General features: G+C 64.0%; 17 protein-coding genes and 1 pseudogene. 13 read left to right on the top strand and 5 right to left on the bottom strand.

The features are described 5' to 3' along the window. The first annotated feature begins 12 nt into the window (after positions 1-12). The 3 genes and pseudogenes from NCR35_RS12870 to NCR35_RS30005 all read left to right on the top strand — a co-directional run. On the top strand, positions 13-1140 hold the full coding sequence (locus NCR35_RS12870) for a DUF2827 domain-containing protein (protein WP_250534641.1): 1128 nt from the start codon (positions 13-15) through the stop codon (positions 1138-1140). Positions 1141-1582: 442 nt separating this feature from the next. Then, on the top strand, positions 1583-3838 hold the full coding sequence (locus NCR35_RS30010; protein ID WP_350029200.1) for an ESPR-type extended signal peptide-containing protein: 2256 nt from the start codon (positions 1583-1585) through the stop codon (positions 3836-3838). Beyond that, positions 3738-5471 (top strand): annotated as a pseudogene (locus NCR35_RS30005) (YadA family autotransporter adhesin); the annotation flags it as partial. The gene NCR35_RS30010 and the pseudogene NCR35_RS30005, both read left to right, overlap by 101 nt. Here the strand turns inward: NCR35_RS30005 and NCR35_RS12860 are convergent. Then, the gene (locus tag NCR35_RS12860; protein ID WP_250534639.1) at positions 5459-6865 is read right to left on the bottom strand and encodes a coiled-coil domain-containing protein; all 1407 of its coding nucleotides are present in this window, start codon (positions 6863-6865) and stop codon (positions 5459-5461) included. The pseudogene NCR35_RS30005 and the gene NCR35_RS12860 sit on opposite strands and share 13 nt — an antisense overlap. Here NCR35_RS12860 and NCR35_RS12855 point away from each other — a divergent pair. The 4 genes from NCR35_RS12855 (at position 6789) to NCR35_RS12840 (ending at position 10508) form a co-directional block, all read left to right on the top strand. After that, positions 6789-7997, top strand: coding sequence for a YadA family autotransporter adhesin (locus tag NCR35_RS12855; RefSeq protein ID WP_250534638.1), 1209 nt, complete (start codon positions 6789-6791; stop codon positions 7995-7997). The genes NCR35_RS12860 and NCR35_RS12855 overlap by 77 nt on opposite strands. A 40-nt stretch (positions 7998-8037) precedes the next feature. Beyond that, complete coding sequence (locus NCR35_RS12850) at positions 8038-8412, top strand: hypothetical protein (protein ID WP_250534637.1); 375 nt, start codon at positions 8038-8040, stop codon at positions 8410-8412. Positions 8413-8638: 226 nt separating this feature from the next. Further along, entirely contained in the window at positions 8639-10003 is a 1365-nt protein-coding gene (locus NCR35_RS12845) for a GntP family permease (RefSeq protein WP_250534636.1), read from the top strand. A gap of 10 nt (positions 10004-10013) precedes the next feature. Continuing rightward, entirely contained in the window at positions 10014-10508 is a 495-nt protein-coding gene (locus NCR35_RS12840) for a gluconokinase (protein WP_250534635.1), read from the top strand. 70 nt (positions 10509-10578) lie between these two features. Here NCR35_RS12840 and purB read toward each other — a convergent pair whose 3' ends face one another. The 3 genes from purB to NCR35_RS12825 all read right to left on the bottom strand — a co-directional run bounded on the left by purB (position 10579) and on the right by NCR35_RS12825 (position 13796). Continuing rightward, positions 10579-11967: an adenylosuccinate lyase gene (gene purB / locus NCR35_RS12835; protein WP_175945015.1), complete on the bottom strand. Its 1389-nt coding sequence runs from the start codon at positions 11965-11967 to the stop codon at positions 10579-10581. Between the two features lie 88 nt (positions 11968-12055). Continuing rightward, the gene (murU, locus tag NCR35_RS12830; protein WP_250534634.1) at positions 12056-12757 is read right to left on the bottom strand and encodes an N-acetylmuramate alpha-1-phosphate uridylyltransferase MurU; all 702 of its coding nucleotides are present in this window, start codon (positions 12755-12757) and stop codon (positions 12056-12058) included. Between the two features lie 13 nt (positions 12758-12770). Then, positions 12771-13796, bottom strand: coding sequence for an aminoglycoside phosphotransferase family protein (locus NCR35_RS12825; protein WP_250534633.1), 1026 nt, complete (start codon positions 13794-13796; stop codon positions 12771-12773). Between the two features lie 246 nt (positions 13797-14042). On the opposite strand from NCR35_RS12825, the gene NCR35_RS12820 reads away from it, so the two are divergent. The 4 genes from NCR35_RS12820 to rsmA all read left to right on the top strand — a co-directional run bounded on the left by NCR35_RS12820 (position 14043) and on the right by rsmA (position 19693). After that, entirely contained in the window at positions 14043-16433 is a 2391-nt protein-coding gene (locus NCR35_RS12820) for an LPS-assembly protein LptD (protein WP_250534632.1), read from the top strand. Between the two features lie 80 nt (positions 16434-16513). Beyond that, positions 16514-17869, top strand: a complete 1356-nt coding sequence (locus tag NCR35_RS12815; protein WP_250534631.1) for a peptidylprolyl isomerase — start codon at positions 16514-16516, stop codon at positions 17867-17869. Positions 17870-17874: 5 nt separating this feature from the next. Continuing rightward, a complete protein-coding gene (pdxA, locus tag NCR35_RS12810; protein ID WP_250534630.1) occupies positions 17875-18864 on the top strand; it encodes a 4-hydroxythreonine-4-phosphate dehydrogenase PdxA in 990 nt (329 codons plus the stop codon). A gap of 19 nt (positions 18865-18883) precedes the next feature. After that, positions 18884-19693 (top strand): 16S rRNA (adenine(1518)-N(6)/adenine(1519)-N(6))-dimethyltransferase RsmA, encoded by an 810-nt coding sequence (gene rsmA, locus NCR35_RS12805; protein ID WP_250534629.1) that lies wholly within the window; start codon positions 18884-18886, stop codon positions 19691-19693. Between the two features lie 12 nt (positions 19694-19705). On the opposite strand, the gene NCR35_RS12800 is transcribed toward rsmA, so the two are convergent. After that, positions 19706-19927: a hypothetical protein gene (locus NCR35_RS12800; protein WP_250534628.1), complete on the bottom strand. Its 222-nt coding sequence runs from the start codon at positions 19925-19927 to the stop codon at positions 19706-19708. Between the two features lie 180 nt (positions 19928-20107). Between NCR35_RS12800 and NCR35_RS12795 the strand changes: the two genes are divergently transcribed. Further along, positions 20108-21373, top strand: a complete 1266-nt coding sequence (locus tag NCR35_RS12795) for a metallophosphoesterase family protein (protein ID WP_250534627.1) — start codon at positions 20108-20110, stop codon at positions 21371-21373. A gap of 4 nt (positions 21374-21377) precedes the next feature. Then, positions 21378-24842: an ATP-binding protein gene (locus NCR35_RS12790; protein ID WP_250534626.1), complete on the top strand. Its 3465-nt coding sequence runs from the start codon at positions 21378-21380 to the stop codon at positions 24840-24842. Positions 24843-24854 lie beyond the last annotated feature (12 nt).

Raw genomic sequence — 24854 nt, 5'->3', positions numbered from 1 at the left:
GAGTATCGGACGATGAAAAAGCTTCGTGTTGGAATTACGATCGGTCTACATCACGAGGCCGAGACTTTGTGGAACAACGGCATTAAGCAGAACGCGGTCTTTCTCGCTGAAGCGCTGAAGAATTGTCCGAACGTGCAGAGCGTTGTGCTGGTTAACACGACACACGTTCCGATCACGGACAAGCTGCCATGGGACCTGGATCGCTGGCCGACCGTGACCTTCAGCGACGCGAAGGACAATATCGATGTGCTTATCGAGTTGGGCGGACAGATCGACCCGGGCGCGACCGAGTACCTGAAGCAGCGGGGCGCGCGGCTTGTTTCCTATTGCTGCGGATTCGAATATGTTCACACGATGGAATCCATTCTGTTCAACAAGCCCAGCTTCGGGGACAACCTGTTCGTCAATCAGCGTTACGACGACATCTGGATGATCCCGCAGGTCGCCAATATCAGTCAGCCCTATTTCGAGGTGCTGCGTCGACAGACAGCGCGAGTCGTTCCTTTCATTTGGAGCCCGGTGTTTCTGAATGCACGCACGGCTCATTTGCCCGACTCGGGTCAGTACCGTCCACACGGCGGTCCGCGGCGACTGAGCGTGATGGAACCTAACATCAACGTCGTCAAATTCTGCCTTTATCCGGCGATGATTGCGGAGCTTGCCTATCGCGAGCGGCCGGACGCCATCGAATTGCTCCAGGTGACCAACGCGCAGCACCTTGCAATCAATTGCAGGGAATTCATTTCGCTGATGAATCAGCTTGATATCGTGCGCCAACACAAGGCGGTATTTCTGGGGCGCTTCGATACACCGACTTTCCTGGCAGAAAAGACGGATATCGTTGTCTCTCACCAATGGGAGAATCCGCTGAATTATTTTTACCTGGAGGTGTGCTGGCAAGGATACCCGCTTGTGCACAATGCGACGTTGTGCACGGATCTCGGTTACTACTACCAGGCAAACGATGTGAGTGAAGGAGCGCGCCGGGTCATCGAGGCGATAGACGGCCACGACCAGCAAGCCGCGCAGTATCGCGACGAGCAGCGTAAAGCGATCTCGCGTTTCCTGCCGGACGATCCGAAACTCGTCGCTGACTACAGCCAATTGCTGAATGCCTTGATGGATAAGGCGTTGCGCTGATCCACCTCCGCATACCGATCTTTTCCCCGCTATAAGCTATTGGCCGGCTTTTTCTGGCCGGCCATTTAGCCATCTTCCAAGTCTGCCTGTCTTTAGCTGACCGCCGCCGCTCAGGCGGTGCGTCGCTTTGCGAAATGATCTTCTTCCGCGCCTAGTGAATGGCCGCGACTACTTCTCTCTCGTTTTCACAAAATTCTCATCGCGTCCGAGCTCGGACGACGCCTGAACGCTTTGTTCATGGCTATTGGGCGCTAAGTCGTTCGTATATAGGAATTTGCTGAAAATCCGTGCGGCCGCATTTTCGTGATGTCGATAGAGTTTCATCGAATTTAGGATGTGTCCGCTTTAAGAAAGGTGCGTGCGTGAATATCCTCTGTCTTGGTCAAAGGTGTTTCTTTCTTTTTTTGTAAAAGACACTCGTTTTTGTGGGTCAATTCGGTTTATGAATAAGTCATACCGCAGTATTTGGAATGAGAAGGCAGGGACGTTCGTCGCCGTCGCAGAAACCGCGATGGCGCGTGGCAAGAAGGTCTCGAGCGGCGCTGTCGCCGCAGGGAACGGGAGCGACGCAGCGTCGGGCGAGTTCAGCCTCGCCAAGGCCGTCCTGAACGGCCGGGTCACGGCAGGCGTCGCGGCATCGGTCGCGCTCCTGTTCGGGCATGCATCTGCGTGGGCGGGAGTACCCGTCGTGACGGCGTGCTCCAATGGAACAGGCACCGGCTTCAATAACACAGCTACTTATACGGGTTACGGAAGCTCGTACTGCGGTTCGACGGTGGGTCTGCCCTCGACTTTCACGGGCATCTTCATGGCCGATGACAATTCAACCCCTACCGCCTGGATGTCGGTGGGCGGAGGACAGATAAAGCTGAACGCCAACTCCGTCATCCAGATGAACCAGTATCTGGACATGACAGGGCATAGCATCACTAACCTGCTTGGGGGCGCCGTAACCGCCGGCAGCACGGATGCTATCAACGGTAGCCAGCTTTTCACGGTGTCGAATTCGCTCTCCACCGCCGTGAGTTCGGCGTCGCTGTCGCTTTCGACCAACATCAGTTCGATGTCCACCGGCATGGCCTCCCTGTCGACGGCATGGAGCAGCGCATCGTCGAGCCTTTCCACAGGCATGAGCTCGGTGTCGACCGCCTGGAACAGTGCTTCGGTGAGCTTGTCGACGGGCATGAGTTCTGTCTCGACGGCGTGGTCGTCGCTGTCCGTGAGCACATCGTCTACCGTCGGGTCGATGTCGAGCTCGGTCTCGTCCCTCTCGATCGCAGTCAGTTCGCTTTCGACCGGGGTCAGCACGACGAACAGCACCGCGATCAACAGCATCACGAGCATCTCGACGTCGGTGAGCAGCATGACCGGCGGCAAGGGCATCAAGTACTTCCATGCCAACATGGAAGACGGCATGCCTGATTCCGAGGCAAGCGGCGTGAACTCGATCGCGATCGGCAGCAACGCCCGCGCTACGGCGATCAACTCGATCGCGATCGGTAACAACTCGGTCGCGAATCAGGCGAATACCGTGTCGTTCGGTGATGGCAACGGCAACAACTTGCGTCTGACGAACGTCGCAGATGGTATTGCCAACAGCGATGCAGCAACGGTCGGCCAGTTGAAGGCAACGGGTCTGTACGGTCCGAACGGCGTCAAGACGGCTGTCACGTACGACACGTATTCTGACGGCACGACGAACCTGGGCAGCATCACGTTGGGCAACGACACGACGGGCACGGCGATTCACAACGTGGCCGACGGCGTCAATGCCATGGACGCGGTCAACGTTCTCCGGCTCCACGTCTACCGCCGTCAACTCGCTGTCCACGGGCTTGGGCTCGCTGTCGACCTCGACTTCGACCGGCATCAGCTCGCTGTGGACGGGCCTGAGCTCGCTGTCGGTGTCGACTTCCACGGGCATCAGCTCGCTGTCCACGGGCGTGAGTTCGCTCTCGACCGGCGTGAGCTCGCTGTCCACCGGCCTGAATTCGCTGTCGGTGTCGACTTCCACGGGCATCAGCTCGCTGTCCACGGGTCTGAACTCGCTGTCGGCTTCGACTTCCACGGGCATCAGCTCGCTGTCGGCTTCGACCTCCACGGGCATCAGCTCGCTGTCGACCGGCCTGAGTTCGCTGTCGGTGTCGACCTCGACCGGCATCAGCTCGCTGTCGACCGGTATCAGTTCGCTGTCGGTGTCGACCTCGACTGGCATCAGCTCGCTGTCGACCGGCATGAACTCGCTGTCGAGCTCGACGTCGACGGGCATCAGTTCGCTGTCGACCGGCATGAGCTCGCTGTCGACCGGCATGAGCTCGCTGTCGAGCTCGACCTCGACGGCCATCAACTCGCTGTCCACGGGCGCGAACTCGCTGTCGACCGGCATGAGCTCGCTGTCGAGCTCGACCTCGACGGCGACCAACTCGCTCTCGACCGGCATCAGTTCGCTGTCGACCGGCATGAGTTCGCTGTCGACCTCCACGTCGACGGCGGTCAGTTCGCTCTCGACCGGCATGAGCTCGCTGTCGACCGGCATCAGCTCGCTGTCCACGGGCATCAGCTCGCTCTCCACGGGCGTGAGCTCGCTCTCCACGGGCATGAGCTCGCTGTCGGCCTCGACCTCGACTGCAATCGGTTCGCTCTCCACGGGCGTGAGCTCGCTGTCGACCGGCATCAGCTCGCTGTCCACGGGCATTAGCTCGCTGTCGACCGGCGTGAGTTCGCTGTCCACGGGCATCAGCTCGCTGTCCACCGGCGTCAGTTCGCTGTCCACCGGTATCAGTTCGCTGTCGACGGGCGTGAGCTCGCTGTCCACCGGCATCAGTTCGCTCTCGACCGGCGTGAGTTCGCTCTCCACCAGCGTGAGTTCGCTGTCGACCGGCGTGAGTTCGCTCTCCACCGGCATGAACTCACTGTCGACCTCGACCTCCACGGCCATCAGCTCGCTGTCCACGGATGTCAGTTCGCTGTCCACCGGCATCAGTTCGCTGTCCACCGGCGTGAGCTCGCTGTCGACCGGCATGAACTCGCTGTCGGCCTCGACTTCGACCGCCGTCAGCTCGCTGTCCACGGGGGTGAACTCGCTGTCCACGGGCGTGAGCTCGCTGTCGACCGCCGTTAGTTCGCTCTCGACCGGCGTGAGCTCGCTGTCCACCGGCATCAGTTCGCTGTCGACCGGCGTGAGTTCGCTCTCGACCGGCATGAACTCGCTGTCCGCTTCGACGTCGACCGGCATCAGTTCGCTGTCCACGGGCGTGAACTCGCTGTCGACCGGCGTGAGCTCGCTGTCCACCGGCATGAACTCGCTGTCGGCTTCGACTTCGACGGCCATCGGCTCGCTGTCGACCGGCGTGAGCTCGCTCTCCACGGGCATCAGCTCGCTGTCGACCGGCGTGAACTCGCTCTCCACGGGCATGAATTCGCTGTCGGCTTCGACCTCCACGGCCATCAACTCGCTGTCGACGGGCGTGAGCTCGCTGTCCACGAGCGTGGATTCGCTGTCCACGGGCGTGAACTCGCTCTCCACGGGCATGAGCTCGCTGTCGGCCTCGACCTCCACGGGCATCAGTTCGCTGTCGACCGGCGTGAGCTCGCTGTCCACCGGCATCAACTCGTTGTCCACGGGCGTGAGTTCGCTGTCCACCGGCATGAACTCGCTGTCGGTGTCGACTTCCACGGGCATCAGCTCGCTGTCGACGGGCATGAACTCGCTGTCGGCGTCGACCTCTACGGGCATCAGCTCGCTGTCGACCGGCATGAACTCGCTGTCGGCGTCGACCTCCACGGGCATCAGTTCGCTCTCGACGGGGATGAACTCGCTGTCGGCGTCGACCTCCACGGGCCTCAGTTCGCTGTCGACCGGGATGAACTCGCTGTCGGCGTCGACGTCGACCGGCATCAGTTCGCTGTCGACGGGCATGAACTCGCTGTCGGCTTCGACGTCGACTGGCATCAGTTCGCTCTCAACCAGCATGAACTCGCTGTCGACGTCGGCTTCGACCGCGGTCAACTCGCTGTCGGTGTCCACCTCCACGGGCATGGCGTCGCTCTCCACGGGCGTGAGCTCGCTGTCCACGGGCATGAGCACGCTGTCGGCGTCGGCCTCCACGGGTATCGCGTCGCTCTCCACGGGCGTGAACTCGCTGTCGATGTCCACGTCAACGGCTATCAACTCGCTGTCCACGGGCGTGGCCAACTCGGTGCAGTATGACGATGCCAGCCACACGAAGGTGACGCTCGGCGGCGCCGGCGCGAGCACGCCGGTGACGCTGACCAACGTGGCCAATGGCACGAGCCAGTACGACGCGGTGAACTTCGGTCAGTTGAGCTCGCTGTCGAGCTCGACCTCGGCGGGCATCAACTCGCTGTCCACGGGCCTGAGCTCGCTGTCCACCTCGACGTCGACCGCGGTCAACTCGCTCTCGACCGGTGTGAGCTCGCTGTCGGCCTCGACCTCGACGGCCATCAACTCGCTGTCGACCGGCGTGAATTCGCTCTCCACGGGTGTGAACTCGCTGTCGACCTCGACGTCGACTGCGATCAGCTCGCTGTCCACCGGTGTGAGCTCGCTCTCGACGGGCATCAGCTCGCTGTCCACGGGCATCAGTTCGCTCTCCACGGGCGTGAGCTCGCTGTCGAGTTCCACGTCGACGGCCATTAGCTCGCTGTCCACGGGCGTCAGCTCGCTCTCGACGGGCATCAATTCGCTGTCCACGGGCATCAGTTCGCTCTCCACGGGCGTGAGCTCGCTGTCGACTTCGACGTCGACCGCGATCAGTTCGCTCTCGACGGGTGTGAGTTCGCTCTCGACGGGCATCAGCTCGCTGTCCACGGGCATCAGCTCGCTGTCCAGCTCGACCTCGACCGCGGTTGATTCGCTCTCGACCGGTGTGAGTTCGCTGTCCACGGGCCTGAGCTCGCTGTCGACTTCGTCGTCGACGGCCATCAGCTCGCTCTCGACGGGCGTGAGTTCGCTGTCGAGCTCGACCTCCACGGCAGTCAACTCGCTCTCGACGGGTGTGAGTTCGCTTTCGACGGGCATCAGCTCGCTGTCCACGTCGTCGTCCACGGCGATCAGCTCGCTGTCGACCGGTGTGAGTTCGCTCTCGACGGGCATCAGCTCGCTGTCGACGTCGTCGTCGACGGCCATCAGCTCGCTGTCCACGGGTGTGAGTTCGCTCTCCACGGGCATCAGTTCGCTGTCCACGGGCATCAGCTCGCTGTCGAGCTCGACGTCCACGGCAGTCAACTCGCTGTCCACGGGCGTGAGTTCGCTCTCCACGGGCCTGAGCTCGCTGTCGAGCTCGACGTCCACGGCAGTCAACTCGCTCTCGACGGGTGTGAGTTCGCTCTCCACGGGCATCAGCTCGCTGTCGACTTCGTCGTCGACGGCCATCAGCTCGATGTCCACGAGCATGAGTTCGTTGTCCACGTCGACCTCGACGGCGATCACCTCGCTGTCGACCGGAGTGGATTCGCTCTCGACGGGCATGAGCTCGCTGTCGACCTCGTCGTCGACCGCCATCAGCTCGCTGTCCACGGGCGTGAACTCGCTGTCCACGGGGATTAGTTCGTTGTCCACGGGTCTGTCCTCGCTGTCGACGGGCTTTAGTTCGCTGTCCACGTCGATCTCCACCGGCGTCAACTCGATGTCGACGACCATCGGCTCGATGTCGACGAGCATCAACTCGGTGTCGACGACGGTCAGCACGGTGGTGAGCGACATCACGAGCCTCTCGACCGCGGTCAGCACCGCGACGAACGGCGGCGGCATGAAGTACTTCCACGCCAACTCGGTCCTGATCGACTCGTCGGCCACGGGCAAGAACTCCATCGCCATTGGCGGCAATGCTTCCGCGACGGCCGAAAACGCTGTGGCGTTGGCGACGAACGCGGTCGCCGACCAGGCGAACACGGTTTCGTTCGGCAACAGCACGGACAAGCTGCGGATCACGAACATTGCTGACGGTATCGCCGACAGTGACGTTGCCACGGTGGGCCAGTTGAAGCAGTCCGGTCTGTACGACGGCGGCAACAAGGCGACAAAGACTGCGGTGACGTTCGACACCGGCGCCAGCGGCGAGAACGACTACGGCAACATCACGCTCGCGGGCGCCAACGGCACGCAGATCCACAATGTCCAGGCCGGCGTCGCGCCGACGGACCTGGCCAACAAGGCGCAGTTGGATGCGCTGGCCAGTTCCATCCAGAACGTGACGGCGAACGACAGTCCGCTCTTCGCAGCAAACGGCGACCGCACGACCGAAGCGGCTGTCGCGAGCGGCCCGCATGCAACGGCGGCTGGCGCACACGCTCAGGCAACCGGCATGAACACCGCCGCCTATGGCGCGGGTTCGCTCGCAAGCGGCAACTACGCCACTGCGATCGGCGCGAACAGCCAGGCGACGGCGGACAACTCCGTTGCTTTGGGTGCGAGTTCCGTGGCGGATCGTGCGCAGACGGTGTCGGTGGGTTCGGCTGGAAACGAACGCCAGATCACGAACGTGGCTGCGGGTACGCAAGACACCGACATGGTCAACGTCAAACAGCTGGACAACGCGGTGTCGCAGGCCAACAGCTACACCGATAGCGCTGTCAGCGGCATGCAGAGCCAGGTGAACAGCATCGGCCGCAGCGCCTACTCGGGCATCGCGGCGGCCACGGCGCTGGCGATGGTTCCGAACATCGATCAGGACAAGACCATGTCCGTCGGTGTGGGCGGTGCGTCGTTCCAAGGCTATGCGGCTGCGGCCGTCGCGCTGAACCTGCGCGTCACGCAAAACCTCGTGCTGAAGGCGGGTGCAGGTACGAGCCGCAACGGCACCGTGTACAGCGCGAACGCGTCGTATCGCTGGTAAGCAGCGGCCCGGGGGAACTCGGGCAGAGCGGGCGATCGCCATGCGCGATCGCCCGATCACCCGATCACTCACCGTCGCTATCCAGCCAGTCGCATTAACTGACGAAACCAAGATGTCCAAACTTCTTATCACCGCTCTCGTATGCGCCGGCGTGCTCTCCGCCTGTTCGACGGATACGGGCATGACCTACACGGCTCGCAGAGTCAACATTGCCGGAGAACCGAACGCCTATCGAGTGACGTGCTCGGGTCTTTTCGAATCGCAGAACGCGTGCACGGCAGCCGCTGCGAAGATTTGCAAGGAACAACAGGTCGTCGTGGCGCAAGCCGTCGATAGCGTTCCCGGCGGCGGCAATCCGCGCGAAATGACTTTCAGGTGCGGCGATCCGCGCGCAGCAGCCAAACCGGCTGCATAGTCGCAGAAGCAATCCCAAAAAACCGATACTCCCGCGAGTATCGGTTTTTTGCTTTTTGGCGTGAACATTGCGTCGGCTGCCGTTTACCGACGCATTTCCCGCTTACCAGTAGAATTCGGTTCGTCCGCGCCGTGCGTGCGCTTGCCGGACATTGCCCGACGCAGCAGGGCAGCGACGGCAAACGCACGGGCAGCGCAAATAATCTCAACAAACTCAAGGAGGCGTTATGCCAGCCGTCCACGGGAGCATGTTGCTGCTCTACGCGGTGATCGCGATCGCGGTTCTGATCCTGATGATCGCCCGCTTCAAGGTTTACCCATTTCTGGTGCTCATGATCGTGTCGGTGTTGCTGGCCCTCGCGGTCGGCATGCCGATGGACAAAATCGTCAAGTCGTTCGAAACCGGCAACGGCAACACGCTCGGCCATATCGCGGTCGTGGTCGGTCTCGGGACCATGCTCGGCAAGATGATGGCCGAATCCGGCGGCGCCGAGCGCATCGCGAATACGCTCATTAATCTCTTCGGCGAGAAGAACATTCACTGGGCGATGATGGTCGTTGCGATCATCGTCGGCTTGCCGGTCTTCTTCGAAGTCGGTTTCGTGCTGCTTATTCCCATCGCGTTCAACGTCGCGAGACGAACCGGCAAGTCGCTGCTGCTGATCGGCCTGCCGATGGTCGCAGGTCTTTCCGTCGTGCACGGTCTGATTCCGCCGCACCCGGCCGCGCTGCTCGCCGTGCAGGCGTACCACGCGGATATCGGCAAGACCATCGCTTACGGTCTGATCGTCGGCGTGCCGACGGCGATCGTCGCAGGTCCGCTTTTCGCGCTCTTGATCCACAAGTACGTCAAGCTGCCGGATGCCAACGCGCTCGCCGATCAGTTCACGCAAAAGCATGGCGACACCGATAAGAAGCGTGACCTGCCGAGCTTCGGCATCACGCTGTTCACCATCTTGCTGCCGGTCATTCTGATGCTGGTCGGAAGCTGGGCCGATCTGATCTTCGCGCCGAAGACCTTGCCGAACAATCTGCTGCGCTTCATCGGCCAGTCGGATATGGCGCTCTTGATCGCCGTGCTGGTCAGCTTCTGGACTTTCGGCGCGAAACAGGGCTTCAATCGCGAGCAGATTCAGAAGTTCTGCGGCGAGTGTCTTGCTCCTATCGCGGGCATTACGCTGATCGTGGGGGCGGGCGGCGGTTTCGGTCAGGTTCTGCGCGATAGCGGTATCTCGCAGCAGATCGTCTCGACGGCGTCGTCGGCGAACCTGTCGCCGCTGTTGCTCGGCTGGTTCGTCGCTGCGCTCATTCGCCTCGCGACGGGTTCGGCTACAGTTGCCATGACGACCGCGTGCGGCATCGTCGCACCGGTCGCGGCGGCAGCGGGCGGGCACGTCACGCCCGAATTGCTGGTGCTGGCCACGGGCTCGGGCTCGCTCATCTTCTCGCATGTGAACGATGGCGGCTTCTGGCTGATCAAAGAATATTTCGGGATGACGGTCGGACAGACGTTCAAGACCTGGTCGTTGCTGGAAACCATCATCTCCCTGATGGGACTCGGTTTGACCCTCGCACTCGCGGCGGTCGTGTAAGGAGCTTTAGATGATTCTCATCGCGATGGGCGTGTCGGGCGCCGGCAAGACCCGAATCGGCGAATTGCTGGCAGAGCGCCTGCACTGTCCGTTCACGGACGGCGACGCCTTTCACAGCGCCGCCAACAAGGAAAAGATGCACCACGGCATTCCTCTGACCGACGAGGACCGTTGGCCGTGGCTCAAGACCATACGCGCGGCGATCGAAGAGAAGCAGCGCGCCGGCGAGACGGCGGTGTTCACGTGTTCGTCGCTCAAGCGCTCGTACCGCGACATCCTGCGCGACGGCGACAAGGACGTGTGCTTCGTCTATCTGCACGGCACCTTCGAGACGCTGCAGGAGCGCCTGCAAACGCGCACCGGGCACTTCTTCGATCCGTCGCTGCTGGAGAGCCAGCTCAACACGCTGGAAGAACCGGGCGAGGACGAGGCGATCATCGAGAGCATCGAGAAGACGCCTGAGCAGATCGTCGATGACGTGATCGAGAAGCTCAAGACGCGCTGAACGTGCTGCAAAGAATAAGCCCCGCGCTCGCGAGAGCGCGGGGCTTTCTTTTGCTTCGCGGCGGCCAGCGTTAAGCGATGCGCTTCGCCAGCTCCGCTGCCTTGCCGATGTACGACGCAGGCGTCATGTCGAGCAGCAGTTGCTTCGCGTCGGCCGGAATCGCGAGACCGCCGATGAACGCTTGCAGCGCCTCGCGCGTGATGCCTTTGCCGCGCGTCAGTTCCTTCAGTTGCTCGTAAGGATTTTCGATGCCGTAACGGCGCATCACGGTCTGCACCGGCTCCGCGAGCACTTCCCAGCAGTTGTCGAGGTCTTCGTTCAGCCGCGCGGCGTTCACTTCCAGCTTGTCGAGCCCGCGGATCAGCGCGTCATACGCGAGCAGCGAATAGCCGAACGCGACGCCGATGTTGCGCAGCACGGTCGAATCGGTGAGATCGCGCTGCCAGCGCGAAATCGGCAGCTTGTCGGCGAGGTGGCGCAGCGTCGCGTTCGCGAGACCGAGATTGCCTTCCGAGTTCTCGAAGTCGATCGGATTGACCTTGTGCGGCATCGTCGACGAACCGATTTCGCCCGCCTTCGTGCGCTGCTTGAAGTAGCCGAGCGAGATGTAGCCCCAGACATCGCGGTCGAGGTCCAGCAGGATCGTGTTCGCGCGCGCGACGGCGTCGAACAGTTCGGCCATGTAATCGTGCGGTTCGATCTGGATCGTGTACGGATTGAACGTGAGCTTCAGCCGGTTCTCGACGACATCTTTCGAGAACGCTTCCCAGTCGAACTCCGGATACGCCGACAGATGCGCGTTGTAGTTGCCGACCGCGCCGTTCATCTTGCCGAGCAGCGGCACGTGTGCGATACGCTCGATCGCACGCGACAGGCGCGCCGCGACGTTCGCGATTTCCTTGCCGAGCGTCGTCGGGCTGGCGGGCTGGCCGTGCGTGCGCGAAAGCATCGGCTGTTCGGCGTGCGTGTGCGCGAGCTTGACGAGGCGCTCATGCACCGAACGCAGCGCGGGCAGGATCACGTGTTCGCGAGCGCCCGCGAGCATGAGCCCATGCGACGTGTTGTTGATGTCTTCCGACGTGCAAGCGAAATGGATGAACTCGCTCGCGCGCTCCAGTTCCGGCTGGCCCTTGACCGATTCCTTGAGCCAGTATTCGACCGCCTTCACGTCATGATTCGTGACGCGTTCGATATCCTTGATGCGCGCCGCGTCGTGCGCGGTGAAGCGGCTGACGAGGCCCAGCAGAAACTGCTCGGCGGCTTCGGAAAAGCGCGGCACTTCGGCGAAACCCGCACGCGAGAGCGCGATCAGCCAGTGAATCTCGACCGTCACGCGATGACGCATGAAAGCCGCTTCGGAAAGCCAGTCGCGCAGTGCTTCGGTTTTGGCGGCGTAGCGGCCGTCGAGCGGCGAAAGCGCGGTGAGCGCAAAGAGGGTATCGGGGCGAGTATCGGACATGGTGACGTGTCGGCAGCGGCGTGCGGCTGGAGGGAAAAGACGGAAGAACCGCGCATTTTACCATCGGATGCGTCCCATTCCGGGGCGCTCAGCGCGCGCGAAGTTCCTTGTCCAGCGACTGGAGCTGCTGCGGCGTGCCGACGTTCTCCCAGCGGCCTTCGTACAGTTCGCCGGTCGCGCGTCCCTGCGCGATGGTTTCGCGATAGTAGGGCGTCAGCGCGCGGCGGGTGCCGGGCGCGAGATCGCGGAACATGCGCGTGTCGTAGAGCCCGATGTTGCCGAACGTGTAGCGCGGCGAGCCATCGAGCGCGAGCTTGCCGTCGATCAGCGCGAAATCGCCGTTCGGGTGAAACGGCGGATTCGGCGTCATCACGAGATGCAGTCCCGGCTGTTCGCTGCGCGTGAGTTCGCCGGCGCGTTCCCGCAGCGTCGCGTAGTCGAAATCGCAGAACACGTCGCCGCTCACCGCGATGAACACGCCTTCGCCGATCAGCGGCAACGCCTTCGCGATGCCGCCCGCCGTTTCGAGCGCCTCGCCCTCGGGCGAAAAGCGCAACTCGACGCCCCAACGCGATCCGTCGCCGAGCGCCGCTTCGATCTGCGCGCCCAGCCACGCGTGATTGATGACGATGGTTACGACGCCCGCCGCCGCGAGCCGCTCGATCTGCCAGACGATGAGCGGCTTGCCGCCCGCTTCGAGCAGCGGCTTCGGGCATGTATCGGTGAGCGGGCGCATGCGCTCGCCGCGGCCGGCGGCGAAGATCATCGCCGTCTTCAGGTGTCGGGTCATGCGGGATGGAGAATCAGAACGTGTAGCCGACTTCGACCGCGCGGCCTTCGAGCGAATCGAGCAGGCGCGCGAACGGCCAGAGCGGCGCATAACGCTCCGCGACCTTGCGCGCATAGCCGATGAACCGCGGCAGATCCGCCAGATAGTGTGACTTGCCGTCCCGATAATGAATGCGCGCGAACAGCCCGAGCACCTTGATGTGCCGCTGCAGGCCCATCCATTCCAGTTGACGATAGAACTCGCCGAAGTCCAGATCGACGTCCAGTCCCGCCTTCTTCGCGCGCTCCCAGTAATACGCGATGCAATCGAGCTGAAACTCCTCGTCCCAACTGATGAACGCGTCGCGCATGAGCGATGCCATGTCGTACGTGATCGGGCCGTATACCGCGTCCTGAAAATCCAGCACGCCGGGGTTCGGCTCGCTCACCATGAGATTGCGGGGCATGAAATCGCGCAGCATGAACGTCTGCGGCTGCGCGAGCGCGCTTTCTGCGAGCAGCGTGAACGTGTCGTCGAGCGTCTTGCGTTCGTCCGCCGTCGCTTCGCGGCCCAGATGCCGGCCGATGAACCACTCGGGCATCAGTTCCATCTCGCGGCGCAGGAACGCTTCGTCGAACGGCGGCAGCACGCCCTCGCGCGCGGTCCGCTGAAAGCGGATCAGGCTGTCGATGGCCGAGCGCATCAAGGGCCGCGCGTTCTTTTCATCGAGCACGGACATATACGTGGTCGTGCCGAGATCGGTGACGAGCATGAAGCCCGCTTCGAAATCCGTTTCCAGGATTTTGGGCACATGCACGTTCGCCGCCTTCAGCAGGCCCGCGACCTGAACGAACTCGCGACACTTTTCCGGCGGCGGAGCGTCGACGGCGATCAGCGTCTTGCCGTGCTCGGAATCGCAGTCGAGACGGAAATAGCGGCGAAAACTGGCGTCGGCGGAGGCGGGGGCGAGGCTGTCCAGATTCAGCCGATACGTTTCGGCGAAAGTCTGAAGCCAGGAACGGAGTTGCTCGAAGCGGGTGTCGGCGGGAATGTGCGTCATAAATTCGAGAGGCAAAACATCTTGCCATATAATACCCCACGACTTTTTTAAGCGATCCTTGAGCTATCTGTTCGCGCCTGGCGCCAGGCGCCGACGACCGTGCCGCGTCATCGTTCGATCGAGTGTCGTCCCTGCCTAGCCACGGACCGTCGAATTCACTCCGGCAATGACGCGGGCGAACCGCGGCCGCTCAGTTGGCGGCATCGAGCGCGTCCGACGCGAACGGGATCGAACCGCCACCCATACATGCCGCCACGACAGTTTCCCGCATCGAAGATTCAAGGCGACGCACAGCCACGCCGGCGGCGGCTCGTCGCCGCGCTGCTTTCCGTACCCGGCCTGATGCCCGCTCTCGCGCATGCACAGCTCGCCGGTCCGGCCGCCGACGCGCAGCCGATCGACGGTCCGGGCAGCCTGCGTCTCGCGCCGCAGTTGCTCGAACGGCCGCTCAAAAGCGGTCAGCAGCCCACGACCTTCCTGCTCGGCGACAAGGCCACCGGCACGTCCGACGAGGACATGGCGGCGAAAGGCTCCGCCGAAGTGCGCCGCACGGTCACGGTCATCAAGGCCGACGCGCTGCATTACGATCAGGACACGGACATGGCCGATGCTTTCGGTCACGTCAGGCTCATCAACAACGGCGTGTCGTTCGTCGGCCCTGAAGCGCATCTGAAGGTGGATTCGAACGAAGGGTTCATGACGAACCCGAAGTACCACTTCAATCTGACGGGCGGTTCGGGCAGTGCGGAGCGCATCGATCTGATCGACAACGAGCGGGCGCGCGTCGATCACGGCACCTATACCGCGTGCCAGTGCGACACGAATCCGGCGTGGTACATCAAGGGCTCGTCGTTCGATTTCGATACCGGCTCGGAAGAAGGCATCGCGCATAACGGCGTGCTGTTCTTCCAGGGCGTGCCCATGTTCGCGAGCCCGTGGCTCTCGTTCCCGCTGACGGGCGACCGCCGCAGCGGCCTTCTGCCGCCGACGTTCTCGCTCAGTTCGACGACGGGCTTCGAAGCCACGATCCCGTACTATTTCAACATCGCGCCGAACCGCGATCTGACCGTCACGCCGCGCATCATGTCGCGGCGCGGCGTGCTCGGCGAAGCGAACTACCGCTACCTCTCGCCGACGTACTCGGGCTCGCTCACGGTCGACTATCTGCCGAACGACCGCGAAACGCACACGAACCGTTATGCGATCTTCTGGCAGCATCAGCAGAACTTCGGCGGCGGCTTTGGCGGCTACGTCAATTACAACAAGGTTTCGGACGATCAATATCCGGAAGACCTAGGCAACGCGTCGAATCAGTTCCTGAACGGCACGCAGTTGCTGTATCAGCAGGAAGCCGGGCTGACGTACAACAACGGGCCGTGGTCCGTGCTCGCCCGCGAGCAACGCTGGCAGACGCTGCAGCCGTCGATTCCGCCGTACGCGCGCGAACCGCAGTTGAACGTGCAGTACAACAAGTACAACGTCGGCGGCTTCGATTACGGCGCGGAAGCGGACTTCACGCGCTTCACGATCACGCAGGAAGGCGCGACCGACGGTCAGCGCATGTACTTGAACCCGTACGTGAGCTACGGGATCAACGCGCCGGGCTACTTCTTCACGCCGAAGGTTCAGTGGCACTTCGCGTCGTACGACCTGAGTCACATCGCGACGGGGCCCATCCCGGGCCAGCCGCTGACGCCGGCCGGGCAGCCGAAGAATTTCACCGAGTCGATTCCCACGGTCAGTCTCGATACCGGGCTCGTGTTCGACCGTTCCGTGCGGCTCTTCGGGCAGGACTACATTCAGACGCTCGAACCGCGGCTCTATTACGTCTACACGCCGTATCGCAATCAGAATTTCGCGCCGATCTTCGATACCGCCGAAGCCGACTTCGGGCTCGCGGAAATCTACACGCCGAACACGTTCGTCGGTAACGACCGCATTGCGGACGCGAACCGCCTGACGGCCGGGCTGACCACGCGCTTCATCAACCCGGCGACGGGCGACGAGCGCGCGCGCTTCGTGATCGCGCAGCAGTACTATTTCACGAGCCAGCGCGTCACGATCAGCCAGGACCAGCCGATCAACGAGGCCAAGCACTCGGACCTGATCGCCGGCGCGGCAATCAAGCTGGGCGCTGGTTTCGCTTCGGAAACCGCGTTCCAATATAATGTCGACAATAACCAGCTCGTGCGCACGAGCGTCGGCTTCGCGTTCAGTCCGGCGGACCGCAAGGTCATCAACGTCGGCTACCGGTACACGCGCTCGAACCAGACCACGCTCGTCAACGAGCCGATCAACCAGTTGCTGGTGTCCGGCGAATGGCCGCTGACGAACCGTCTCTATGCCGTCGCGCGTGTCAATTATGATCTTGCCGGCCACCGGCTCGTCGACGGCCTCGCGGGCTTCCAGTACGATGCCGACTGCTGGGCGCTCGGCTTCGGCGCGCAGCGTTACGCCAACGGCGTGAACACGAGCGGCCAGCCTTCGTCGGGTACGCGCGTGCTTGCGCAGATCACGTTCAAGGGCTTGTCGAAGGTCGACAACGGTCTCGTCAGCGCGTTCCGAGCGAGCGTTCAGGGCTATCAGCCGCCGCCGCCGTCCGCTCCGCCGCTCGCCCGCTTCAGCGACTACGAGTGACAAGCCGTACCACAACGCCAAAGAAGCGCACAGCGCACGAATGGGTCAAGTCTGGATTTGATGGAGTATCTGTGGCAAACATGAAACTGTTTCGATCGACGGCGATTGCCGCGGGCGCGCTGACAGCGGCGCTGATGGTGAGTTCGCCGGCCGGTGCGCAGGCGTTGTCGAACCCGAATGTGCAGGTGGCGGATTCCGTCGTCGCGGTGGTGAACGACGGCGTCATCACGCAACGCGAGCTGGAAGAGCGCACGAGCCTCATCGTGCAGCGGCTCAAGCAGCAGAACGCGCCTGTGCCGCCCATCGAACAGATGCGCCGCCAGGTGCTCGATCAGATGGTGCTCGAACGCATCCAATTGCAGAAGGCGAAAGAGGACGGCATCGTGATCGACGACGCCACCGTCAACCGTACGCTGCAACGCCTCGCGCAGCAGAATCAGATGACGCTCGATGTCTACCGCTCGCGCATCGAGGCGCAAGGCGTGCCGTGGGCGACGTTCATGCGCGACGCGCGCACCGAACTCACGCTCTCGAAGCTGCGCGAGAAGGAAGTCGACAGCAAGATCACCGTGTCGGACGGCGAAGTGGCGAACTACATCGCTAGCCAGCGCGGGCCGGGCGCGCGCAACGCGAGCGACCTGCATCTGCAGCACATCATGTTCAAGCTCGCGTCGAACGCGCCGGATTCGGAGGTCGCGACCGTGCAGGCGAAGGCCGACGCCGTGCTCAAACAGGCGCAGGCCGGTGAAGACTTCGCGAAGCTCGCCAAGCAGAATTCCCAGGACACCGACGCCAGCAAGGGCGGCGACCTCGGCTTTCGCGCGCCGGGCACGCTGCCGGCGGGCATCGTCTCGGCGGTGTCGGGGCTGCGTCCGGGCCAGGTCGTGCCGACGCTCCTGCGCACCGACGGCGGCTTCGAGATCGTGAAGCTGGTGGAACGTCGCGCGAGCGAAGGCACCGCGGCCGATGCGCCGAAGCTCGTGCAAACCCATGTGCGCCACATTCTGCTGCGCGTGTCGGACGGCATGTCGGAAGCGAGCGCGCGCCAGAAGCTGCTCGATATCAAGCAGCAAGTGGCCGCCGGCGGCGACTTCGCCAACTTCGCGCGCACGTACTCGCAGGACGGCTCGGCCTCGCAAGGCGGCGACCTCGGCTGGATCAGCCCCGGCGAAACCGTGCCCGAATTCGAACGCGCCATGAACAACCTGCAGGACGGCGCGGTCAGCGACCCCGTGCGCAGCGAATACGGCTATCACCTGATTCAGGTGCTCGGCCGCCGCGATGCGGAAGGCACCGCCACGCAACAGCTCGATATCGCGCGTCAGGCGATCGGTCAGCGCAAGGCCGAGCAGGCGTACTCGGACTGGCTGCGCGAACTGCGCGACACGGCGTACGTGCAGTACAAGGGCATCGCTGCGCAAGAGGCGCAGCAGTAAGCCGCATGAGCACCGCCGCGCATCCGGACAGGCCGCTTACCGTCGCCATCACGACCGGCGAACCGGCTGGCGTCGGTCCGGAGCTGACGGCTGCGGCGCTCGCTCAGGCGCAAGAGCGTTGGCCGTCGGTGCGCTTCACCGTGCTCGGCGACCGTGCGTTGCTCGAAGCGTGTTCGGGCGCTAACTGGCCTTCGAACGGCGATCTGATCGAGATCGAACATCACGCGCTCGCGGCGCCCGCCGAAGCCGGCAAGCTGGACGCGGCAAACGGGCGTTACGTGCTCGGTCTGCTCGATGCCGCCATCGACGGCGCGGTGGCGGGCCGTTTCGATGCCATCGTCACCGCGCCGCTGCAAAAGAGCACGATCAACGATGCCGGCGTCCCCTTCACCGGCCACACCGAATATCTCGCGGAGCGCACGCACACGCCGCGCGTCGTGATGATGCTCGCGGGCAGCGGCGAGCGCCCGTTGCGCGTCGCGCTCGCGACCACGCATTTGCCGCTGAAGGACGTGTCGGCTGCGTTGAGCATCGACGGCATCGTGGAGACGTTGCGCATCATCGATCACGATCTACGCGCGCATTTCGGACTCGCCGCGCCGCGTATTCTCGTGACGGGCCTGAATCCGCACGCGGGCGAAAACGGCTATCTGGGCCGCGAGGAAATCGATGTGATCGCGCCCGCGCTCGAACGCGCTCGCGCGCTCGGCATCGACGCGCCGGGTCCGTATCCCGCCGACACGCTGTTCCAGCCGCGCTATCTGAAAGACGCCGACTGCGTGCTCGCCATGTTCCACGATCAGGGCCTGCCGGTGCTGAAATACGCGACGTTCGGCGAAGGCATCAACGTGACGCTCGGCCTGCCGATCATCCGCACCTCGGTCGATCACGGCACCGCGCTCGACCTCGCGGGCACGGGCCGCGCGGACCCCGGCAGCATGATCGCCGCCATCGACGCCGCCGTGACCATGGCGCGCCACAAACGCAGCGCCTGAGCGCATCCAACGAAAACCTATGTCCACACGACACCAGGGCCATCTGGCGCGCAAACGCTTCGGCCAGAATTTTCTCGTCGAACAGGGCGTGATCGATTCCATCGTCGACGCCATCGCGCCGCAGCGCGGCGAGCGCATGGTCGAAATCGGGCCGGGGCTCGCGGCGCTCACCGAGCCGTTGATCGAGCGCCTCGCGACGCCCGAGTCGCCGCTGCACGCGGTCGAACTGGACCGCGACCTGATCGGGCGGCTGGAGAAGCGCTTCGGCGAGCGGCTCGTCGTGCATTCGGCGGACGCGCTCGAATTCGATTTCGGCACGCTCGCGCTCGCGGGCGAGAAGCCGTCGCTGCGTATCGTCGGCAATCTGCCGTACAACATTTCGAGTCCGCTGCTGTTCCATCTGACGACGTTCGCGCCGAAGGTCATCGACCAGCACTTCATGCTTCAGGACGAAGTGGTCGAGCGCATGATCGCCGAGCCCGCGAGCAAGGAATACGGGCGTTTGTCGGTGATGCTGCAATACCGCTACGTGATGGACAAGCTGATCGACGTGCCGCCCGAATCGTTCCAGCCGCCGCCGAAGGTCAATTCCGCCATCGTGCGCATGATTCCGTTCGCGCCGCATGAACTGCCGGCGGTCAACGAAACCGTGTTGAGCGATGTCGTCAAAGCCGCGTTCGCGCAGCGTCGCAAGGTCTTGCGCAACAATCTCGCGGCGTATCGCGACAAGGTCGATTTCGATGCGCTCGGCTTCGATCTCGCGCGTCGCGCCGAAGAAGTGCCGGTGGCGGAGTTCGTCGCGCTGGCGCAGGCTCTCGAGCGCAGTTGATTCGCCGGTTCGTCATTGGCATGTCGCCTCGCATTCGTCGGAGGCGAGCAGTTTCATCAAACGGTCGAGCCGCATGCGCTGATCGCGCTGCAAGCCGTGTGTCGCGCTGACCTGCTGAACGCGCTTGCGCCAGTAAGTCTGGCCGAATAGCGAATTCGCGCCTTCAGCCGACAAGACGCGCTCCAGATGCACGATCGCGGCGTCGACGTTATGAGCGGTGTAGGGACTGGTCATCGGGTTACCTCGCTGCGTGTTGACGTTGACGAATTCTGCGTGCGTGTCGGGACATTTCGCGTCTCTTGAGCGCGGGCCGAGGCAGCGCGTCGAACGAGACGCGAAATGTCCCGAACGTCTGCAAGCATCGTCGTTCGAACACGCGAGAGGCGCGACCACTCATTCAAAGGAGACAGCGCCATGCGCTTCATTCACGCGGCCGATATTCATCTCGACAGCCCGCTGCACGGGCTCTCCGCCTACGCCGACGCGCCCGCCGACATGCTGCGCAACGCCACGCGCGAGGCCTTTTCGAAGCTCGTGTCGGTCGCCATCGACGAGCAAGTGGACTTCATGGTCATCGCAGGCGACCTGTACGACGGCACCTGGCGCGATCACAACACCGGCATCTTCTTCTGCAAGGAGATGGGCAAGCTGCGCCGCGCGGGCATTCCCGTGTATCTGCTCTACGGCAATCACGACGCCGAGAGCGAAATGACGAGCCAGCTTCAGTTGCCGGACAACGTCCACACGTTTTCGACGAAGAAGCCGCAGACATATTGCATCGACGCGCTGAAGGTCGCGCTGCACGGCCACAGCTTCAAGGACAAGGCGGTGACGACGAATCTCGTGACCGCGTATCCGCCGCCTGTCGACGGCTATTTCAATATCGGCGTGCTGCACACGGCGCTCGAAGGCGCGGCGATGCACGCGAGCTACGCGCCGTGCACGGTCGCCGAACTGCACGCGCGCGAGTATCACTACTGGGCGCTCGGCCACGTGCACGAATTCGCGATCTGGCAGGAAGCATCGACCATCGTGTTTCCGGGCAACTTGCAGGGGCGCACCATTCGCGAGACGGGCCGGCGCGGCGCGGTGCTGGTCAGCGTGTCCGAGGCGGAAGAGGTCAGCGTCGAGCGGCTTTTTATCGACGTATTGCGCTGGGAAGCCGTGAATGTCGATGCTTCCGACCTCGACACGCTCGACGAAGTCGCGCGCGCGGCCGGCCGTGCGCTGGAAGCGCTGGTGGATGCCGCCGAGCGCCCGGTGCCGCACGCGGTGCGTGTGAGCATCACCGGCGCGACGAAGGCGCACGGCGAACTATTCGCCAACGAGAAGCAGCTACGCGCCGAAGTGCTCGCGCAGATCGCGGCGATCAGCCATGACCGCTTGTGGCTCGAAAAGGTGAAAGTGGCGACGCAGCCGATCACGCGCGAACGCACCGCAGCGGATCTCGCCGATGGCGGCGACGCGCTCGCCGATCTTCACGCGCTTCTGATCGAAGCCGAAGCCGATCCCGAATTCCTCGGCATGCTGAAAGACAGGCTCATCACGCTCGCGACGCAAGCGCCGAGCGACTTGCAGAAGTCCGTGCCCGAACTCGACTACGTGCGCGAAGGCGACCTTGCCAAGCTCGTGAGCGAAGCGCGCTCCGGCCTCATCGCGCAACTGGCGGACGCGGAGTAACGGGATGCGCATCAGTCAGCTCGATCTCATCCGCTTCGGCAAATTCACGGATCACGCCGTCGAGTTTCCGCGGGCGGACCACGATTTCCATTTCGTCGTCGGCCCGAACGAGGCGGGCAAATCCACCATCAAGACGGCCATTTCCGAACTGCTTTTCGGCATGCCGCATAGCTCGTCGCTCGCGTTTTTGCATCCGCAAAGCGATCTGCGGCTGGGCGCGAAGCTGGAGAAAGACGGCGCGGCCCTCGGGTTTCATCGCACGAAGAGCCGCAAGTCGCCGCTCACGACGCCGAACGGCGAGCCGCTCGCCGCCGATGCGCTCGCGCCGTTTCTCGGCACCGCCGACAAGAGCTTCTTCGAGCAGATGTACTGCCTCGATCACACCGCGCTGATTCGCGGCGGCCAGAGCATTCTCGACGCATCGAGCGATGTCGGCCAGGTGCTGTTTCAGTCGGCGGCGGGCATCGCGAGTCTGGGCGAAGTGCGCCAGCGCCTCGCCGACGAAGCCGACAGTCTTTGGGCCAAGCGCAAGTCGGGCGAGCGCGCGTACTACGTCGCGCTGAAGCATTACGAAGAAGCCACCGCCGAACTCAAGGCGGCGAGCGTGCGGACGGCGCAGTGGCGCCGGGCGCACGGCGCGGTGGAGGAGGCGCAGGAGCGCAGCCGCGAGCAGGAAGCGCGTCGCGCGGAGCTCGAAGTCATGCGCGCGAAGCTCGAACGCATCCGCCGCGCCGCGCCGTATCTCAACGTCTGGCGCGCGAAGTCGGCCGAACTCGACGCACTCGGCGATACCGCCGATCTGCCCGCCAACGCCGAAGCGACGCTGCAAAACGCGCTCACGCGGCTGGCGTCGGCGCAGACTGCGCTCGATCTGCACGTTCGCGACGTCGATCAGTTGCAGAAGGACTTGAGCGAGATTCGCATCGATCAGGCGCTGCTCGCGGTCGAAGCGGATATTCGCGCGCTCGAAGGGACGCGGCATCAATGCGCGAATCATGCAAACGAAATCGCGCGGCTCGAACAGGAAGTCGCCCTGCGCACGCGGCAGATCGGGCAGGACTGCGTGCAACTCGGCTGGCCGCAAGATGAAGCGAGCGCGCGGCAGTCGCTGCCCGGACCGCTCGTGCTTCAGACCGTGTCGAGCCTGATGCTCGATCGCGGCGAACTGGAACTCGCGGCCAGCAACGCCGAGCGCGCGGCGCAAGAGAGCGCGGAGCACATCGCGGCGTTGCAGACGCGGCTCGCCGCGCTGTCCGATTGCGACGTCGCGCCCGGCTTGCGCATGGCGCTGCGGGCCGCACAGAAGTCTCGCGATACCGCGACGACGCAGCGCCGCCTCGACGACGCCCGCCGCGAAGCCGACCACGCCTTGCAGGCGGCGCTCGCATCGCTCGGCAAGTGGACGCTGCCGCTGCCCGAATTGCGCGCGATGACGCTGCCCGCCGCCGAGCGCATCGCTGTGCTCCGCGACGAACGGCAGGCGCTGGCCTCGCGGCTCGCGATGGCCGGCGATCGGCTGAAGGAAGCGCAAGACGCGCTGCACACGACGCAAACCGAACTGGGCGATTTCGTGCAGACACACGATGTCGTGACGGCCGCCGATGTCCGCGAGGCCCGCGACGCGCGCAACGCCGCGTGGCACGCCATTCGCGCGGGCGAGACGCCGCTCGCCGCAGCCGCGCCGCGCTTCGAAACCGCGATGCACGCCGCCGACGGGCTCGCGGATCGTCAACTCGGCTCCGTCGGGCAGGCAACGCAACTCGTCGCGCTGAAGCGGCGCGTGGCGGCGGAACAGGAAACCGTCGCGCGTCGCGAGCAGGCCGCGCGCGATGCCGCGACGGCGCTCGCTGAATTCGACGCCGCGTGGGCCGCGCTGGCCGCTCAATCGCAGATCGCGGAGATGGCGCTCGACGACGCGCCGTCCTGGCTCGCGCGCCGCGATCAGGCGCTTGCCGCATCGCAGACGCTCGACCGCTGCACCGAAGAACTCGCACGCGAATCCGCCGATGCACAAGCGCGCCGGGCCGAACTCGCGCGGCAACTCGCGCAAGCGGGCGTGGCTGCCGATGCATCCGCCGACCTCGACGCGCTATGCGACATCGCCGAGCGCCATATCAGCGCCATCGACGAAGCTGTCGTGACGCGGCGTAACAAGAGCGAACAACTGGACGCGGCCCGCGCCGAAAGCATCGCGCGTCAACGCGCCGCGAAGACCGCGCGCGAGGCGTTCGAGCAGTGGCAGCGCGACTGGTCGGCGGCGGTCGGGCGCGCGGGCCTCGCAATCGCGGCGGAGTCGCAGGCGGCGGCGGAAACGGCCATCGGCATCGTGAAGAAGATCGGCGATCAACTCGCACAAGTCGATGCCATCCGCTCGCAACAGATCGAACCGATGCGCGCGTCGCTTGCCGCGTTCCAAGCGGACGCGGCGCGGCTCGCCACGCACATCGACCGTGAGCTTGCCGCGCTCGAAGCAAGCGGCATCTCGGCGGAACTGTCGTCGCGGCTGGAGAGCGCGTGCGCGGCGCGCGGCGAAGCGGAGCGCATCCGCAAGGAATTGGCGACCGCCAACGAGCAAGCGAGCGCCGCGAAGGCTGCGCTCGACGAAGCGCGCGCGACTTTGCGCCCGCTCTACGAACTCGCGGGCGTGGATACGCCGGAGCTACTGGCCGCGCGCATCGCCGAGTCGCAACGAAAGCGCGACTTGACCGCCGCCGTGAACGAGGCGCGCGACGCGCTCATCAAAGGCGGCGACGGACTCGCGCTCGACGCGCTGATGGCGGAAGTGGACGGCGCGGACATCGCGGACGTGCAGGCGCAACTGTCGCTGACGAGCAGCGCGCTCAACGAATCGGTGAAAGTCTCGACGGCGCTGGCCGCCGAACTCGACGCCGCAGAACGCGAATTGAAGGCGATCTCAGGCGAAGCCAACGCGGCGCGCGCCGAGGCGAAGCGTCAGGAAGCGCTCGCCGCCATGGCCGACGCCGCCGAGCGCTTCATCAAGGTGGAGACGGCATCGACGCTGCTGAAGTGGGCCATCGACCGTTACCGCGAGCGCCGCCAGGGCCCGATGCTCTCGCGTGCGAGCGCCATCTTCGCGGAATTGACGCTCGGGGCGTTCTCGCGGCTCGTCGTCGATTACGACCGCCAGCCGATGGCGCTCGCCGCCGTGCGCGCGACGAACGGCGCGCATGTCGAGATCGGCGGAATGAGCGAGGGCACGCGCGATCAGCTTTTTCTCGCGCTGCGGCTCGCGGCGCTGGAGGAACACGGGGAGAAGGCATCGGCGCTGCCGTTCGTCGCGGACGATCTGTTCATCAATTTCGACGATGGCCGCGCGCGCGCCGGCCTGCGCGTGCTCGCGCAGATCGCCAGGCGCACGCAGGTGATCTTCCTGAGCCACCACGATCATCTCGTCGGCATGGTGCGCGAAGTGTTCGGGCCGCAGGTCAACGTGCGGTACATGGGCTGAAGGGCGAGGCGG

Source organism: Caballeronia sp. AZ10_KS36 (assembly GCF_023631105.1).
In the GTDB taxonomy this organism is placed as follows: domain Bacteria; phylum Pseudomonadota; class Gammaproteobacteria; order Burkholderiales; family Burkholderiaceae; genus Caballeronia.
This window is presented reverse-complemented; position numbering and strand designations above follow the sequence as displayed.

Excerpts from the sequence above, each read along its gene's own strand:
- NCR35_RS12870 (WP_250534641.1), top strand. The coding sequence starts at position 13 with ATGAAAAAGCTTCGTGTTGGAATTACGATCGGTCTACATCACGAGGCC.
- NCR35_RS30010 (WP_350029200.1), top strand. The coding sequence starts at position 1,583 with ATGAATAAGTCATACCGCAGTATTTGGAATGAGAAGGCAGGGACGTTC.
- NCR35_RS12855 (WP_250534638.1), top strand. The coding sequence starts at position 6,789 with ATGTCGACGACCATCGGCTCGATGTCGACGAGCATCAACTCGGTGTCG.
- NCR35_RS12860 (WP_250534639.1), bottom strand. The coding sequence starts at position 6,865 with ATGTCGCTCACCACCGTGCTGACCGTCGTCGACACCGAGTTGATGCTC.
- NCR35_RS12850 (WP_250534637.1), top strand. The coding sequence starts at position 8,038 with ATGCGCGATCGCCCGATCACCCGATCACTCACCGTCGCTATCCAGCCA.
- NCR35_RS12845 (WP_250534636.1), top strand. The coding sequence starts at position 8,639 with ATGCCAGCCGTCCACGGGAGCATGTTGCTGCTCTACGCGGTGATCGCG.
- NCR35_RS12840 (WP_250534635.1), top strand. The coding sequence starts at position 10,014 with ATGATTCTCATCGCGATGGGCGTGTCGGGCGCCGGCAAGACCCGAATC.
- purB (WP_175945015.1), bottom strand. The coding sequence starts at position 11,967 with ATGTCCGATACTCGCCCCGATACCCTCTTTGCGCTCACCGCGCTTTCG.
- murU (WP_250534634.1), bottom strand. The coding sequence starts at position 12,757 with ATGACCCGACACCTGAAGACGGCGATGATCTTCGCCGCCGGCCGCGGC.
- NCR35_RS12825 (WP_250534633.1), bottom strand. The coding sequence starts at position 13,796 with ATGACGCACATTCCCGCCGACACCCGCTTCGAGCAACTCCGTTCCTGG.
- NCR35_RS12820 (WP_250534632.1), top strand. The coding sequence starts at position 14,043 with ATGCCGCCACGACAGTTTCCCGCATCGAAGATTCAAGGCGACGCACAG.
- NCR35_RS12815 (WP_250534631.1), top strand. The coding sequence starts at position 16,514 with ATGAAACTGTTTCGATCGACGGCGATTGCCGCGGGCGCGCTGACAGCG.
- pdxA (WP_250534630.1), top strand. The coding sequence starts at position 17,875 with ATGAGCACCGCCGCGCATCCGGACAGGCCGCTTACCGTCGCCATCACG.
- rsmA (WP_250534629.1), top strand. The coding sequence starts at position 18,884 with ATGTCCACACGACACCAGGGCCATCTGGCGCGCAAACGCTTCGGCCAG.
- NCR35_RS12800 (WP_250534628.1), bottom strand. The coding sequence starts at position 19,927 with ATGACCAGTCCCTACACCGCTCATAACGTCGACGCCGCGATCGTGCAT.
- NCR35_RS12795 (WP_250534627.1), top strand. The coding sequence starts at position 20,108 with ATGCGCTTCATTCACGCGGCCGATATTCATCTCGACAGCCCGCTGCAC.
- NCR35_RS12790 (WP_250534626.1), top strand. The coding sequence starts at position 21,378 with ATGCGCATCAGTCAGCTCGATCTCATCCGCTTCGGCAAATTCACGGAT.